11 protein-coding genes are annotated in these 15,281 nt (G+C 73.7%); 7 read left to right on the forward strand and 4 right to left on the reverse strand.

From position 1 onward, the window contains the following. Positions 1-2 precede the first annotated feature (2 nt). The 3 genes from ACFSHS_RS05575 (at position 3) to ACFSHS_RS05585 (ending at position 3,212) form a co-directional block, all read left to right on the forward strand. Positions 3-1,085, forward strand: a complete 1,083-nt coding sequence (locus tag ACFSHS_RS05575) for a Gfo/Idh/MocA family protein (RefSeq protein WP_376872836.1) — start codon at positions 3-5, stop codon at positions 1,083-1,085. A gap of 67 nt (positions 1,086-1,152) precedes the next feature. After that, on the forward strand, positions 1,153-2,166 hold the full coding sequence (locus ACFSHS_RS05580; RefSeq protein WP_376872838.1) for a Gfo/Idh/MocA family protein: 1,014 nt from the start codon (positions 1,153-1,155) through the stop codon (positions 2,164-2,166). Beyond that, positions 2,163-3,212 (forward strand): Gfo/Idh/MocA family protein, encoded by a 1,050-nt coding sequence (locus tag ACFSHS_RS05585; RefSeq protein ID WP_376872841.1) that lies wholly within the window; start codon positions 2,163-2,165, stop codon positions 3,210-3,212. The genes ACFSHS_RS05580 and ACFSHS_RS05585 overlap by 4 nt, the downstream gene beginning before the upstream one ends. A 6-nt stretch (positions 3,213-3,218) precedes the next feature. Here the strand turns inward: ACFSHS_RS05585 and ACFSHS_RS05590 are convergent, their stop codons facing one another. Both ACFSHS_RS05590 and ACFSHS_RS05595 read right to left on the reverse strand, forming a co-directional pair. Further along, a complete protein-coding gene (locus ACFSHS_RS05590; RefSeq protein ID WP_376872843.1) occupies positions 3,219-4,217 on the reverse strand; it encodes a sugar phosphate isomerase/epimerase family protein in 999 nt (332 codons plus the stop codon). Positions 4,218-4,246: 29 nt separating this feature from the next. Then, complete coding sequence (locus ACFSHS_RS05595) at positions 4,247-5,479, reverse strand: Gfo/Idh/MocA family protein (protein WP_376872846.1); 1,233 nt, start codon at positions 5,477-5,479, stop codon at positions 4,247-4,249. Between the two features lie 164 nt (positions 5,480-5,643). Here ACFSHS_RS05595 and ACFSHS_RS05600 point away from each other — a divergent pair, with 164 nt between their 5' ends. After that, positions 5,644-6,669 carry a LacI family DNA-binding transcriptional regulator gene (locus ACFSHS_RS05600; RefSeq protein WP_376872848.1) on the forward strand — a complete coding sequence of 342 codons (1,026 nt, stop codon included), beginning with the start codon at positions 5,644-5,646 and terminating at the stop codon, positions 6,667-6,669. A 162-nt stretch (positions 6,670-6,831) separates the two neighbouring features. Then, positions 6,832-9,090, forward strand: a complete 2,259-nt coding sequence (locus ACFSHS_RS05605) for a cytochrome P450/oxidoreductase (RefSeq protein WP_376872851.1) — start codon at positions 6,832-6,834, stop codon at positions 9,088-9,090. Between the two features lie 28 nt (positions 9,091-9,118). Here the strand turns inward: ACFSHS_RS05605 and ACFSHS_RS05610 are convergent, their stop codons facing one another. After that, positions 9,119-10,120 (reverse strand): LacI family DNA-binding transcriptional regulator, encoded by a 1,002-nt coding sequence (locus tag ACFSHS_RS05610; protein WP_376872854.1) that lies wholly within the window; start codon positions 10,118-10,120, stop codon positions 9,119-9,121. A gap of 112 nt (positions 10,121-10,232) precedes the next feature. Here ACFSHS_RS05610 and ACFSHS_RS05615 point away from each other — a divergent pair, with 112 nt between their 5' ends. Both ACFSHS_RS05615 and ACFSHS_RS05620 read left to right on the forward strand, forming a co-directional pair. Next, on the forward strand, positions 10,233-11,243 hold the full coding sequence (locus tag ACFSHS_RS05615) for a Gfo/Idh/MocA family oxidoreductase (RefSeq protein ID WP_376872857.1): 1,011 nt from the start codon (positions 10,233-10,235) through the stop codon (positions 11,241-11,243). Continuing rightward, positions 11,240-12,067, forward strand: a complete 828-nt coding sequence (locus ACFSHS_RS05620) for a TIM barrel protein (RefSeq protein ID WP_376872859.1) — start codon at positions 11,240-11,242, stop codon at positions 12,065-12,067. Before ACFSHS_RS05615 ends, ACFSHS_RS05620 begins: the two co-directional genes overlap by 4 nt. 1,717 nt (positions 12,068-13,784) lie before the next feature. Here the strand turns inward: ACFSHS_RS05620 and ACFSHS_RS05625 are convergent. Beyond that, entirely contained in the window at positions 13,785-15,278 is a 1,494-nt protein-coding gene (locus ACFSHS_RS05625) for a CoA-acylating methylmalonate-semialdehyde dehydrogenase (protein WP_376872862.1), read from the reverse strand. Between the last annotated feature and the right edge of the window lie 3 nt (positions 15,279-15,281).

The following is a 15,281-nucleotide window of genomic DNA, read 5'->3' on the forward strand; positions in this document are numbered from 1 at the left end:
ACATGACCGAGCCCGTCGTCGTAGGACTCCTGGGCATCACCCATCCGCACGCCTCGGCGCGCGTCCGCGCACTCCGTGAGATCGACGGTGTGCAGGTCGTCGCCGCCGCCGACGACGATCCCCGGTTGAAGTACTTCACCGACAAGTACGACCTCGCGCCGGTCGCCACCGACGAGCTGCTCGCCGACGAGCGCATCACCGCGGTGATGGTGCACTCGAAGAGCAAGGACATGGTCCCGCTCGCCCTGCGCGTCCTGGACGCCGGCAAGGCCGTGCTCGTCGAGAAGCCCGGCGGCGCCGCGCTCGCCGACATCCGGCAGCTGGCTGCGGCGGCGCAGGCACCCGGCGCGATCGTGCAGGTCGGCTACAACGTGCGCTTCGCCGAATCCGTGACCCGCGCCCGGCAGCTGCTCGACCAGGGGCTCATCGGCGACGTCGTCTCGGTCAGTGCCCGAGGCGCCCCCCTCGTCGGCGAGCACCTCACCCAGCACCTCAACCAGCCCGCCGACATGGGCGGGGCGTTGTGGATCATCGGCTGCCACATGCTCGACGTCCTGCTGTCGATCTACGGCTGTCCCGACAGCGTCAATGCGCGCGTGCGCAAATACCCCCGGCTCTCCGACGCCTCCAGCCGCGAGGACGCCGCCGCCGTGATCCTCACCTACCCCGAGCGGCAGATCGTGTTCGACTTCGACGTCCACGACCGCCTGGAGTGGTTCGAGAGCTCACGGGTCGCCTTCCACGGCACCGGCGGCCTGCTGGAGATCGGCATCCTGCCGCAGTCGGTCCGCGTCCACCTGCCCGAGGCCCGCGACGGCTGGAGCGCGGGCTGGACCACCTGGGAGGCCAGCCGCTTCACCACCCCCTTCGCCCGCACCGAGCAGAACAGGTTCTCCGAGCTGCCCGAGCTGGACAACATCGACTTCTTCCGCCCGGAGATGCGCAGGTTCGTCGACAGCATCCGCACCGGCGCACCGGTCGCCGTCCCGGTCACCGAGGCCCTGGGCGTCGCCCTCGTCGTGGACGCCTGCTACCGGTCCGAGAGCGACCGTGGGGCCGACACACCCCTGGCGGACCCGGTCTGACGGGTCCGCCGACACCACACGACAGCAGGGGCTGACGGCCCCGCCATCTCGCAGAAAGGCGCACCTCATGCGGCTCGGACTGATCGGGCTCGGCAGGATCGGGGCGTTCCACGCCGGCACACTGGTCGGGATCCCGGCGATCGAGTCGCTGGTGGTGACCGATCTCGTCCCGGAGAAGACCAAGCAGATCGTCGACCGTCACCGGTCGGAGGGGGTCGAGGGAGTCGACTCGCTGGAGGCGCTGCTCGCCTCCGGCGTCGACGGGGTGATCATCGCGGCGGGTACCGACGCCCATCCCGAACTCGTCCTGGCATGCGTGGCGGCCGGACTGCCGACGCTGTGCGAGAAGCCGGTCGCGCAGACGGGCGCAGCGGGTGCCCAGCTGCTCCGCCGGCTCGAGGGCTCCACCGTCCCCGTGCAGATCGGGTTCCAGCGCCGGTACGACGCCGCCATCGCCGCGGCCCGGGCAGCGGTCGTCAGCGGCGAACTCGGGTGGGTCAACACGATCCGGTCCACCACCCTCGACCCCGAACCCCCGCCCCCCGAGTACGTGGCGGTCTCCGGCGGCATGTTCCGCGACTGCGGAGTGCACGACTTCGACGTCATCCGCTGGGTCACCGGCCAGGAAGCCGTCGAGGTCTACGCCACCGGCAGCAACCGGGGCGCGGACTTCTTCCGTAGGTACGACGACGTGGACACCTCCGCCGCCATCGTGACCTTCGCCGACGGCGCGCTCGGGGTCGTGTCGAACACCCGGTACAACGCCCGGGGCTACGACGTGCGGCTGGAGGTCCACGGCTCGCAGGACAGCGTCGCCGCCGGCGTCGACGACGGGTGGCCCATCCGCGCGACAGAACCCGGGGTGACGTTCCCGGCCGGCCCGCCGCACCGGTTCTTCATGGACCGGTTCCTGCCGGCGTTCCGGGCGGAGTTCGAGACCTTCCTCGAGGTCGTCGCCGGTGACCGGCCCTCGCCGTGCACGGTCGCCGACGGGCTGGAGGCGGACTGGATCGCCGAGGCCTGTGCCCGATCGATGAAGGAGCACCGGCCGGTGCGGATCGACGAGGTGCGCATCCCATGACGACCATCCCGACCACCGAGCCGCCGGCGTCCTCCGCGCCACTGCGGATCGGGGTCCTCGGTGCCGCCCGCATCGCCGAGAGGGGCATCGTCGTCCCCGCGAAGAACACGGGCTGCCGGCTGGTGGCGGTCGCCGCCCGGGACGCCGCGCGGGCCGAGGCATGGGCGCGCACGCACGGCGTCGAGCGCGTGCTGCCCTCCTACGCCGACGTCCTCGCCGATCCGGAGGTCCAGGCGATCTACAACCCGCTGCCGAACGCCCTGCACGGGCCGTGGAACCTGGCCGCGGTCGCCGCCGGCAAGCACGTGCTGTCCGAGAAGCCGTTCGCCTCGGACGCCGCGGAGGCCGCCGAGGTCCGCGACGCCGCGCACCGTGCGGGCCTGACCGTGATGGAGGGCTTCCACCACCTGTACCACCCGGTGATGCGCCGCCTGCTGCAGCTGGTCGGCTCCGGCGAGCTGGGCGACGTGGTCCACGTCGACGCCACCATCGCCATGCCGCCGCCGGACCCCGGTGATCCGCGGTGGTCGCTCGCGCTCGCCGGAGGTGCGCTCATGGACCTGGGCTGCTACGGGCTGCACGCCGCGCGCAGCCTGGCGCCGTGGACCGGCGGCGAGCCGGAGCCGGAGGCCGCGCAGGCGGGGGAACGCGCGGCAGCCCCGGGTGTCGACGAGTGGCTGCACGCCGACCTGCGCTTCCCGTCCGGAGCCACCGCCACCGTGCGCTGCAGCATGGTGCACCCCGACCGCGACTTCTCGCTGCGGATCGTCGGCACGCGTGGCGAGGCGACGGCGCCGGCGTTCGTCGAGCCGAACCGGGACGACCGGGTGCTGGTGCGCACGCCCGACGGCACGCGCACCGAGCACCTCGGCACCCGGTCGTCCTACACGTTCCAGCTGGAGGCGTTCATCGCCGCGGTCAGAGACGGGGCACCCGTGCCGACCGGTCCGGACGACGCGGTCGCCACGATGACGCTGATCGATCGCTGCTACGGGCTCGCCGGGCTGCCCCTCCGGCCCCGGGCTACGGTCGGACCGTGGGCCTGACCCGTCCTACATCTTGTCGGCCGCCGCCCGCAGGTTCTGCGCGGCCAGGGCGAGGCCGTCGAGGCGGGAGTACGCGGCGTCCTCGTGCTCGATGTTGACCGCCATGTCGGGGTCGACCTCGGCGAGCGCGCGGAGGAACTCGGTCCAGTAGTCGACGTCGTGGCCGACGCCGACGGCGACGAACCGCCACCCCGGGTCCTGCGGCCAGGCGTTGCACCAGAAGCCGTAACCGGTGGGCACCTTGTCCGGGGCGTCGGCGGGCACCCGCTCGAACGACGTGTCGAGCACGCCCCGGATGTCGACGCCGGGGGTGATCATCGCGTCCTTGGCCGCGGCGTGGAACACCAGCGGGCCGAGGTCCCGGATGCAGGCGACGACGTCCATGCCCTGCCACATCAGGTGGGAGGGGTCCATCTCGGCGCCGACGTTCGTCGCGCCGGTCAGGTCCACCAGCTTCCGCAGGGTCACCGGCGAGAAGACCAGGTTGTGCGGGTGCATCTCGATGGCGACCCGGACGCCGTTGGCACGGGCGAGGGCGTCGATGTCGGTCCAGAAGTCGGCGGCGACGTCCCACTGGTAGTCCAGGACGTCCATGTACACGCCGTCCCAGGGGTTCACGACCCACGACGGGTACCTCGCGTCCGGGTCGGAGCCCGGCGTGCCGGACATGGTCACCACGTTGCGCACCCCGAGCAGACCGGCGAGCTCGATCGTGCGGCGCAGGTCGTCGGCGTGCTTGGGGCCGACGCCGGGCAGCGGGTTGAGCGGATTGCCGTTGCAGTTGAGCCCGGTCAGCTCCATCCCCCGCGACGCGAAGACGTCGAGGTAGTCGCGCCGGGCCCGCTCCGAGGAGAGCAGCAGGTCGACGTGGCAGTGCGGGGAGGGGATGAAGCCGCCGGTGTTCACCTCGACGGAGGTCAGGCCGTTGGCCTGCAGCACGTCGAGGGCCTCGGCCAGGGGGCGGTCGTGCAGGCAGGCGGTGTAGGCGCCGAGCTTGAGGGCCATGGGACTGCTCGCTTTCCGGTCGTGGGGGGTCAGGCGGGGGGAGCGGGGACGGCCGGGGCGTCGGCCTCGAGGGGCGGGACAGCGCCCACCTCGACGGGGGCGCCGTCGGACCGGGACGACCGGACGACGGCCTGGATGACCTCCATCGTGTGGAGGGCGTCGGCGAAGGAGGCGTTTGCGGGCAGCGGGTCGGGCGTGCCGGCGACCTGGTCCAGGAAGGCCCGGCACTGGTAGGTGAAGGCCTCCTGGTTGCCGAGGCCGACGCCGGGGGCCTCCATGGGGTAGCCGCCGGAGAAGTAGGGCATCTGCGGGCCGACGATCACCTGCCGCACGCCGCGGGTGCGGGCCTCGGGCTGGGCGTCGTCGAACAGGTATTCAGCGGGACGGTGGAAGTCGAAGGCGGCGCGGCCGCCCAGCCCGTAGACGTCGAACCCCAGGCCGTTCGGCATGCCGAAAGCGGTGCGGGACACGGAGAACGACCCCGCCAGGCCGGACCCGAACCGCGCGGTGAACGTCGCGGTGTCCTCGTTCTCGACCTCGCCGACCTCGTCGCTGACCGGGGCGGTGCCGTGCCCGACGACGGCGCCGAGGGGCAGCGGGCGCTCGGGGATCTGGGTCGACAGCGCGCCGCCGGACACCGCGACGATCGGCCCGCAGAGGTACTCCGCGGCGTCGATCACGTGCGCGCCGATGTCGCCCAGCGCGCCGGAGCCGGGTCCCCCCTTGAACCGCCAGGTCAGCGGGCTGCGGGGGTCGCATGCGTAGTCGCACCAGTACCGGCCGGAGAAGAGCGACAGCTTCCCGAGCTCGCCCCTGCGCACGTGATCACGGATCGCGGCGATGGCGGGGGACCGGCGGTAGGTGTAACCGACGGCGGTGACGACCTCGGCGTCCGCCTCGAGGGCCACCATGGCCCGGGCGTCGTCCATCGAGCCGGCCAGCGGCTTCTCGCACAGGACGTGCTTGCCGGCGGCGACCAGCGCCTCGGCGATGGGCCGGTGCAGCGCGTTGCCGACCACGATGCTGACCGCGTCGATCGTGGGGTCCGCCACGACCGCCTCCCAGTTGGACACGGCCTTCTCGAAGCCGTAGCGGCGGGCGGCGTCCCGGGCCAGCGCTTCGTTGGCGTCCGCCACGACGGCCAGGCGGACCGGCGGCAGGCCCTCGCCGAAGACGGTGCCGGCCTGGCGGTAGCCGGCGGCATGGCTGCGGCCGGCCATCCCGGCACCGATGACGGCCACGGACAGTGGCTGGTGCGACATCGCGGTTCCCTTCTCATCGGACGAGCGGACCCACGGCGGCCACGACGGCGTCCTCGTGCGCCTGGCACCCTCGCGTGCGGCAGTGGTGTTGCCACGGCGCTTAAAGCGCTTTAATGATGCTGCCGATCAGAGCAGTGGACGGCGGACGTGTCAAGGGAGCGGCGGTGGGCGAGCTGAGCGTGGAGGAGCCGTCGCGACGTCCGCGGCTGCAGGACGTCGCGGACGAGGCCGGGGTCTCGACGGCGTCGGCGTCCCTCGTCCTGCGCGGTGCCGCCGGGCCCAGCGAGGCGACCCGGGAGCGGGTGCTGAGCGTGGCGGCGCGACTGGGGTACCGGCCGGATCGTGCCGCCAGCCTGCTGGCCCGTCGGCGGAGCAGGCTCATCGGTGTCCTGATGGACGTCCGCAGCACCTTCCACGCCCAGATGGTCGAGGACGTCCACGAGGTGGCCGCGGAGCGCGGATACGACCTGGTCCTGAGCACGATCACCCGCACCCGCGACGAGGGGCGGGCGGTCGAGACTCTGCTGGACTCGCGCTGCGAGGCACTCGTGCTCCTCGGTCCCGAGGCGCCGGCGAACCGCCTGAGTGCGCTCGACCGGCAGCTTCCCGTGGTGGCCGTCGGCCGGTCCGTCCCCTCGGCGGGTGTCGACGTCGTCCGCGCCGCCGACGACGAGGGCGTGGCGCTGGCCGTCGACCACCTCGTCGCTCTCGGGCACCGTCGCATCACCTACGTGGACGGTGGCCCCGGGATCATCTCCGCCGGCCGCCGCCGTGGCTACCAGCGGGCGATGCGCCGGCACCGGCTCGGCGGGCAGGTGCACGTCATGGCCGGCGACCACGGGGAGGAGTCCGGGGCGCGCGCGGCCCGGGAGCTGCTCGCGTCGGGCCTCCCCTCGACCGCGGTGGTCGCGTACAACGACCACTCCGCGGTGGGCGTGCTGGACACGCTGTCGCGCAGCGGGGTCGTGGTCCCCGAGGCCGTCTCCGTGATCGGTTACGACGACAGCCCGCTCTCGCGCCTGGCGCACGTCGACCTGACCACCGTCAGCCAGAACTCGCACGAGCTCATGCAGCACGCGGTCGCGGCGGTGGTCGAGCGGCTCGACGGCGGCCGGACCGGGCACCGCGAGGTCGTCGTGCCCCCGCGCCTGGTGGTGCGGGGGACGACCGGTCCGCCGCCCGACCGCTGACCCCGGGAGCTGGTCCGCCTCAGCGCGCACGTTTGACAGGACAAACTGTTGACAGTGAGCCGGGTCACTCGACAGCCTGGCAGTTGAAGCGCTTTAGACGGGCTGCCGGTCCAGCGCTTCGGTCCGCCGCCCCAGTCGACCCACGCGCTCGCGGAGACACACATGGCCAGCACCGCCACGGCGATCGACTACGACCCGTTCGCCCCCGACTTCTACACGTCCGATCCGTTCGGGGTGTACCGCCGGATGAGGGACGAGGCGCCGGTGTACTACAGCGAGCGGTGGGGCTGGTACGCCCTCACCCGCTTCGAGGACGTGCGGGCGGCCGCCCTGGACGCGGACACGTTCCGCAGCTTCGAGGGCATGGACATCGACGACAGCCGCCTCGAGCAGGTTCCGCCCGGCTCCATCGGCAGCATGGACAACCCCCGGCACGACCAGGTCCGGTCGGTGGTGCAGCCGTACTTCCTCCCTCGCCGGATCGCCGAGCTGGAGGACGGCATCCGCGCCGTGGTGCGCGAGCTGGTCGCCTCCTGGCGCGACCGCGGCGCGGTCGGCAGGGGGACGGTGGACATCGCCCAGGAGCTGGCCTGGCCGATGCCCTTCGACGTCTTCTTCCACCTGATGGGGCTGCCGAGCCGGCACGCCGAGGACCCGCTCGAGCGGGCGCGGCGCGAGCAGCTCGAGCACTGGACCCACGAGCTCAAGGACCGGGTGCCCGGCACCCCGCACCTCACCGCAGTGGCGAAGGCGGCCACCGCGGCCGTCCAGCAGTACTTCATCGACCTGCTCGAGGACCGCCGCCGCCGCGCCCGCGAGGACCTGGTCACCCGGTTCGTGCAGGCCGACATCGACGGGGTGCCGTTCGTCGACGCGCAGGTGACGCCGAGTTCCGAGGTCAGCGGCCTGATGATGATCCTCTTCCTCGGCGGCGTGGAGTCCACCGCCGGCCTGACCGGCACGCTGTTCAAGCTGCTCGCCGAGAACCCCGACCAGCGGACGCTGCTGCAGGCGGACCCCTCGCTCATCCCGGCGGCCGTCGAGGAGGCCCTGCGTCTCATCACGCCCCTGCAGCTGACGGCCCGGACGACGTCGCGCGAGGTCACCCTGCACGGGGTCACCATCCCGGCCGGGGGCCGGGTCGTGCTGGTCATGGGGGCGGCCAACCGGGACGAGCGCCAGTTCCCCCACCCGGACGCCTTCGACATCACCCGGCCCCGCAGCCGCCACCTGGGCTTCGGCGAAGGAGTGCACGGGTGTCTGGGCGCACCGCTGGCCCGCCTGGAGGCGCGGATAGCCCTGGAGGAGGCCCTGCCGGTGCTGGGCGGCTACGAGCCGGCCGGTCCACCGACCTTCTACCCGAGCTCGCCCAACATGTACGTCTGGAAGAACCTGCCGGTGACCTTCGGCCGGTCGGGACGGCGTCCGCACCTCGAGGCCGTCTCCCACCGGACGACGACGGTCACGCTCGCCACCTCGGAGTTCGAGGCAGAGGCCCGGGTGGCCGCCAAGCAGGAGGTGGCCGACGGCGTGGTCGCCCTGACCCTGCGCGAGGCCGGCGGCCGCCCCCTGCCCGTCTGGGAACCGGGCGCGCACGTCGACCTGGTCCTCGAGGGGGCGCCCACCCGGCAGTACTCGCTGTGCGGCGACCCCGCCGACCACTCCGCCTACCGGCTGGGGATCCTGCGAGACCCGGACGGCCGCGGCGGCTCGCTCTTCGTCCACGACCGGCTGCGGGAGGGGGACACCGTCCGGGTCCGCGGCCCGCGCAACAACTTCCCGCTGGTGGCCTCACCGCGGTACCTGTTCATCGCAGGCGGCATCGGGATCACGCCGGTCCTGGCCATGATCCGGGCCGCGGAGGCTGCGGGCGCCGACTGGGAGCTGGTGTACGGCGGCCGGCGACGGGCCTCGATGGCCTTCCTCGACGAGCTCGCCCGGTACGGCGACCGGGTGTCCGTCCGGCCCCAGGACGAGACCGGTCTGCTCGACCTCGATGCGCTGCTGGGCACGCCGCGGCCGGACACGCTGGTGTACTGCTGCGGTCCCGAAGCGCTGCTCGCGGCCGTCGAGCAGCGGTGCGTCGGCTGGCCGCGCGGGGCGCTGCACGTGGAGCGGTTCGCGCCGCGGCCCCAGGCCGAGCCGGCGCGGGCCGACGCCTTCGAGGTCGAGCTGGCGCGAAGCGAGCTGACCCTGACCGTCCCGCCCGACCGGTCGATCCTGTCGGTGGTCGAGGAGGCGGGTGTCGGCGTCCTCTCCTCGTGCGCGGAGGGCACCTGCGGCACCTGCGAGACCGCCGTCCTCGGGGGCGTTCCGGACCACCGGGACTCGGTCCTGAGCCCGGAGGAGAGGGAGGCGGACGACTGCATGATGATCTGCGTGTCCCGCGCCCGTTCGGACCGACTGGTGCTCGACCTCTGACCGACTGCGCGGGCGCCGGAGCGGTCCGTCAGCGGGGTGGGGCGGTGGTGCTCCGGACGACGAGCCGGGGCCGGACCACGAGCTCTCGCTGCTCGACGGGGACCCCGTCCAGGCGGTCCAGGGCCCGCCGGACCGCGAACTCGGTCAGCTGACCGACGTCCTGGGCGACGGAGGTGAGGTCGACGGAGGACAGCCGCGCGATCCGGCTGTCGTCATAGCCGACCACGCTGACGTCCCCGGGCACCGTGCGCCCCGCCAGGCGGAGGACGTCGAGCAGACCCACGGCGCACCGGTCGTTGAAGACGGTGACCGCACTGGGCAGGGAACCGGCCAGGAGGGTGCGCGCCGCGGCGGCGCCGTCGTCCTCGGTGAGCCCACCGGGCAGGACGCGGGGGACCAGGCCGTGCCGGCGCACCGCCTCGCGGTACCCCCGCCGCCGCTCGGCGGCGCCCGGTGCCCGCCCGCCGTCGACGTGCACCACGTCGTGGTGGCCGAGCGCCACCAGGTGGTCGAGCGCCAGGTGCATGCCCTCGTCGTCGGCGGTCCGGACGACGTCGACCGCGGCGGACCGCACGGAGCGGGCGACGACCACGACCGGCAGGCGGGTCGCCAGGTCGGCGAGGTGGGCGGTGGGCGACGACGGGCCGAGCAGCACGAGGGCCTCGCACCGGTCCCGGAGCAGGCTCTCCACCGCGCGCTGCTCGCCGCGCCCCGGCGTGACGGCGCTCAGGGCCAGCTCGTACCCGGCCTCCTCCGCGGCGTCGTACAGCCCGGCCAGCAGGTCGCCGTGGAAGGCGTGCTGGACCCCGAACACCACGCCGATCAGCCGGCTGCGGGAGCTGCGCAGCAGGCGGGCGCGGGCGTCGGGGCGGTAGCCGATCTCGTCGGCGGCGCGCCGCACCCGCTCGCGGGTCGCGGTGCTGGCACCGGGGGCGTCGCGCATGACGATCGAGGCGAGCGCCGTGGAGACGCCCGCGCGGGCCGCGACGTCGGCCAGGGTCGGTCGCCGGTCGGGGCTCGTCGAGGTCACCAGACGAGCGTAGTTCGGCGGACTAGAACGTTCTAGGCAGCTCCCCTTGACGGGGGAGGCGCTGGCCGCCACGCTGGCCAGGGACCTAGAACGTTCTAGCAAAGGAGTGGGGATGGCGAGCGAGACGGTGGGCGTGGCCCTGATCGGGTCGGGCCGGATGGGGGCCTTCCACGCCGAGACGCTGGCCCGACGCCTGCCGCAGGCGCGGCTGGCCGCCGTCGTCGACCCCGCGCCGGGGGCCGCCGAGCGGCTGGCCGGGGCGCTCGGGGCCGAGCGGGCGTACACCGACGTCGCCGCGGCCCTCGACGACCCCGCCGTCGAGGCCGTCGTGATCGCCGCGCCGGCCCGGTCGCACGCCGATCTGGTCGTGGCCGTCGCGGCGGCAGGGAAGCACGTGTTCTGCGAGAAGCCGATGGCGGTCACGCTGCCGGACGCCGACCGGGCGATCGACGCCGCCCGGGCAGCCGGCGTCGTGCTGCAGGTGGGGTTCAACCGCCGGTTCGCCGCGGACTGGCGGGCGGCCCGGGTGTTGCTGGACGCCGGGACGCTGGGCACCCCCCGGCTGCTGCGCTCCCTGACCCGCGACCCGGGCGGATTCGACCCGTCACGCGTCCTGCCGGACACGATCTTCCTCGAGACGCTCATCCACGACTTCGACACGCTGCGCTTCCTCAACCCGGGAGCCGAGGCCGTGGAGGTCTCCGCCATCGGGGACGCGCTCGTCGAGCCGGACTGGCGGGACCGCGGGCTGCTCGACACCGCGGTGGTCACGGTGCGCTTCGACAACGGGGCGATGGCGGTGGCCGAGGCCTGCTTCGAGGCCGCCTACGGGTACGACGTCCGCGGTGAGGTGCTCGGCTCCGGCGGCATGGTCACGATGGGCGACGGCCGCCGCAGCGGGATGGCGTTCTCCGGGCCGGCCGGGCGGCTGGTCGAGACCGTCCGCGGCGACCAGGAGCTCTTCCCGGAGGCATACACGGCGGAGCTGGCCGCCTTCGTCGAGGCCGTCCGGGGGGGAGGCCCGGCTCCCGTGACCGGCGAGGACGCCCGCGCGGCGCTGGCCATCGCGCTGGCCGCGGGGGAGTCCGTCCGCACCGGCGGCCCCGTGCGGGTCGAGAAGTGACGATCCCCCGTCCAGGGCACCGCCCTGAGCCTGCGAAGGGCGAGGAGGACGGTGTCCTCCGCCTGGCCGCCTCGGCCGAGATGCTCTTCCTCGACCTGCCGTTCGCCGAGCGGGTGCGGCGCATCGACCGCCTCGGGTTCGAGGTCGAGATCTGGGACTGGACGGCGAAGGACGTCGACGAGCTCGCCGCTACCGGGGCGACGTTCTCCTCGATGACCGGCTACGTCACCGGTACCCTGGCCGACCCGGACGGCGCTGCGGAGTTGCTGCGTACCGCCGAGCAGTCCCTCGCCGTCGCCGAGCGGCTGGGCTGCCCGCGGCTGAACGTGCACGGGACCGGGCTCGACGGCCGCGGGCTGCCCGTGATCCCCGCCGCCGTGGTGACGCCGGCGATGTGGCTCACCGCCGCGCGCACGCTCGAGCGGCTGGCCGCCCTGGGGGAGCGGGCCGGGCGGGTCTTCACCCTGGAGAACCTCAACACCGCCGTCGACCATCCGGGGACGCCCTTCGCCCGGGCCGCGGACACGATCGCGCTGGTCGAGGCCGTCGGAAGCCCCCACCTGCGGCTGAACCTCGACCTGTACCACGCGCAGATCGGCGAGGGGAACCTCGTGCAGCTGGTGGAGCGGGCGCTGCCGCTGGTGGGCGAGATCCAGGTGGCCGACGTCCCCGGCCGTTGCGAGCCCGGCACGGGGGAGATCCACCACCCGGCTATCGCCGCCGCTCTCGACCGGCTCGGCTACACCGGCGTCGTCGCCCTGGAGGGCTGGGCCTCCGGTGACCCGGAGGTAGCGCTCGATCGGTTCCGCACCGCCTACAGCTGATCCGCCTGCCTCGGCACTCCGACCCGAGGCCCGGACGCCTCGTCCCGCCGCCGGGGGACCGCTGTCCGGTGTTCACCGATCACCGCCCCGGGCGGCGTGTCGGGAGGACGCGGGCCCGTGCAGGCGGCGCACCGACGACCTCGTCGCTCCCGCCCGGACCGGTTCCCCGGTCCGTGGCGGGGTGCGGTTCCTCGACGGCCACCTGTGACGCCGGGACGCCGTCCCGGCTGCCGCCGTGGGTCCAGCCGACTCCCCGTGGGACCGCGTCCCGGCGTCCTGCCCGGCTGGCGACCGGCGGGTCCTGCGCAGCCCCTGTACCGCCGTGACGCCGGCACGCCGCGCCCGGAAGGCGTCGGGCACGCAGCGCACCGGCGACCGGTCGAGCGCGCCGAACTCGTCCACCATCCGGTCGATGGTCGCGAGCAGGTGGAGTCGATCTCCCAGAGACCGGAGCGACTGCGCGGGTCGCCCGACATCAGGTCCTGCGTCAGGGCCCGCCCGCTGCGCAGCGCCTCGAGCGCCCGGGCGAGCTGGTCGCGCCCGGCGTCCTCCCTCGCGCCGGCCCCCCTGCCGTGCGGAACGTCCCCGACCAGCCGGCGACCGAACTCCCGGACCGCGTTGCCCCGTCCGCTCGAGGAGACTCGCGACCGTGCGGCGGACGACGTCGGCGTACCCGGCGTCCTCCTCGCCGGTCCGTTCCCGGGTGGCGTCGATGGCCCGGAACAGGTGCGCAGCGACACCGACGTGTGCTCCAGGGCGTCCAGGCCCGTTCACGTCCTCCGGTCCACGGGCGGCACCCGCAGGGGCGCGGAGGTTGAGCCGGCGGCTCTCCTCGGCGTGGGCCAGCGCCCGGTCGACGCGGGGGGCGTGCCGGTTGAGCCGGCGGGCGTCCTCCAGTCAGCGGGTGGACTGCTCCACGGTCACCGGTCCCGGCGCGCACGGCCGACGCCGCGTCGTGCAGCAGGGCGGCGATCTCGTCGGCGAACCCCTGCAGCGCCCGGGTCGCGTACCGGGTCTGCAGCGCAGGCGGGAAGGCCACGTTGACCAGCACGCCGACGGCCGCCCCGATCAGCGTCTCCACCACACGCGCGGTCCCGACGGACCCGGTGGCCGACGCGCCGAGCACCAGCATGGCGCTGATCGGCACATCCACCAGGTGCGGACCCAGCCGGAGCAGCTGCCCGACCCGTATCGACGCCGCGACCAGCGCCGCGAGGCTCCACCAGGTCAGCCTGACGACGGCGGCGAGCAGCACCGCCAGGGTCATCCCGCAGACGACGCTCAGCACCCGCTGCACCCCGTTGACCAGGGTGCTGCTCAGCGTGGCCTGCACCCGAGCAGCGCGGTGAGTGCGGCGACCGGCGGCGGCGGGGTGTGCAGCCCGGCCACCTCGGCCACCAGGAATGCGGCGACGGTCGCGCCCGTCATGCGGGCTGCGCGGAAGGCGGCCGAGCGGTCCCGTCCGCGGTCAGCAGGACAAGAGCGCTGCCGCGGCGTCGGACGGGGCGGCCGACCGGTCGACGCCCGGGTGTCACCGCCCCGTCCTCGGTCGTCCGGAGGTGCCAGGGGCTCCTGCTCGCCGCGGGGGACCGCACCGCGCGCGGGACGTCCGGGCGGACCGCCCGCGCCCCTGGCCAGACGCGATCATGGCGCGGTGACCCTCCCGGAGGTCCGGACGGTGGTCATCGCGCCATGATCGCGGTGCGGTGCCCGCGGGCTAGGCGTTCTGCGGGAAGCCGAGGTTGAGGCCGCCGTGGCTCGGGTCGAGCCACCGGCTGGTGATCACCTTGCCGCGCGTGAAGAAGTGCACGCCCTCGGAGCCGTGCGCGTGGGAGTCGCCGAACAGGCTGTTCTTCCACCCGCCGAAGGAGTAGTAGGCCATCGGCACCGGGATGGGGACGTTGATGCCGATCATCCCCACCTCCACCTCGTGCTGGAACCGCCGGGCCGCGCCGCCGTCGTTGGTGAAGATGGCGGTGCCGTTGCCGTACTCGTTGGCATTGATCAGCTCGACGGCGTGCTCGTAGGTGTCCACCCGCAGCACCGACAGCACGGGACCGAAGATCTCGTCGGTGTAGACGGTCATGCGCGGCTCGACGTGGTCGACCAGGGTCGGGCCCAGCCAGAAGCCGTCCTCACCACCGTCGGGCTGGACCCGGCGGCCGTCGACGACGAGCTTGGCGCCCTCCTTCTCCCCGGCCTCGACGTAGGACTCGACGCGGTCGCGATGCCGCTTGCTGATCAGCGGGCCCATGTCGGCGCCCTTGCGGCCGTCGCCGGTGCGCAGGGTCTGGGTCCGCTCGGCGATCCGGGCCACCAGGTCGTCGCCGATCCCGCCGACGGCGAGCACCGCGCTGATCGCCATGCACCGCTCGCCGGCGGAGCCGAACCCGGAGTTCACCGCCGCGTCGGCGGCCAGGTCGAGGTCGGCGTCGGGCAGCACGACCATGTGGTTCTTCGCACCACCCAGGGCCTGCACGCGCTTGCCGTTGCGGGTGCCGGTCTCGTAGACGTAGCGGGCGATCGGGGTGGACCCGACGAAGGACACCGCCCTGATGTCGGGGTGCTCTAGCAGCCGGTCGACGGCGACCTTGTCACCCTGGACGACGTTGAAGACGCCGTCGGGCAGCCCGGCCTCCTTCCACAGCTCCGCGATCCACAGCGAGGCCGACGGGTCCTGCTCGCTGGGCTTGAGCACGACCGTGTTGCCCGTGGCGATCGCGATGGGGAAGAACCACATCGGGACCATGGCCGGGAAGTTGAACGGGCTGATGATCGCCACCGGGCCCAGCGGCTGGCGGACCGAGTGGACGTCGACGTTGGTCGAGGCGTTCTCGGTGAACCCGCCGCGCACCAGCGAGGGGACGCCGCAGGCGTACTCGACGACCTCCTGGCCGCGGGAGACCTCGCCAAGGGCGTCGTCGAGCACCTTGCCGTGCTCGGCGGTGATGATGGCGGCGAGCTCGGGCTTGCGGGCGTTGAGCAGCTCCCGGAAGCGGAACAGGACGGCGGTGCGCCTGGTCAGCGACATGTCCCGCCACAAGCGGAACGCCGCGGTCGCCGCGGCGACGGCCGCGTCGACCTCCTCGGTGGAGGCGAGCGCGACCTCGCCGATCACCTCACCGGTCGCCGAGTCGGTGACCTCTCCGGTGCGGCCGCTGGTGCCCTCGCGTCGGGCCCCGTCGATCCAGTGCGGGATGGAATTGGGCATGGG

Source organism: Blastococcus deserti, assembly GCF_042682525.1.
Lineage (GTDB): Bacteria > Actinomycetota > Actinomycetes > Mycobacteriales > Geodermatophilaceae > Blastococcus_B > Blastococcus_B deserti.

What these genes read in the sequence shown, in the direction of transcription:
- ACFSHS_RS05585 (WP_376872841.1), top strand. Translation starts at nt 2,163, where the DNA reads ATGACGACCATCCCGACCACCGAGCCGCCGGCGTCCTCCGCGCCACTG.
- ACFSHS_RS05595 (WP_376872846.1), bottom strand. Translation starts at nt 5,479, where the DNA reads ATGTCGCACCAGCCACTGTCCGTGGCCGTCATCGGTGCCGGGATGGCC.
- ACFSHS_RS05605 (WP_376872851.1), top strand. Translation starts at nt 6,832, where the DNA reads ATGGCCAGCACCGCCACGGCGATCGACTACGACCCGTTCGCCCCCGAC.
- ACFSHS_RS05615 (WP_376872857.1), top strand. Translation starts at nt 10,233, where the DNA reads ATGGCGAGCGAGACGGTGGGCGTGGCCCTGATCGGGTCGGGCCGGATG.
- ACFSHS_RS05580 (WP_376872838.1), top strand. Translation starts at nt 1,153, where the DNA reads ATGCGGCTCGGACTGATCGGGCTCGGCAGGATCGGGGCGTTCCACGCC.
- ACFSHS_RS05625 (WP_376872862.1), bottom strand. Translation starts at nt 15,278, where the DNA reads ATGCCCAATTCCATCCCGCACTGGATCGACGGGGCCCGACGCGAGGGC.
- ACFSHS_RS05575 (WP_376872836.1), top strand. Translation starts at nt 3, where the DNA reads ATGACCGAGCCCGTCGTCGTAGGACTCCTGGGCATCACCCATCCGCAC.
- ACFSHS_RS05590 (WP_376872843.1), bottom strand. Translation starts at nt 4,217, where the DNA reads ATGGCCCTCAAGCTCGGCGCCTACACCGCCTGCCTGCACGACCGCCCC.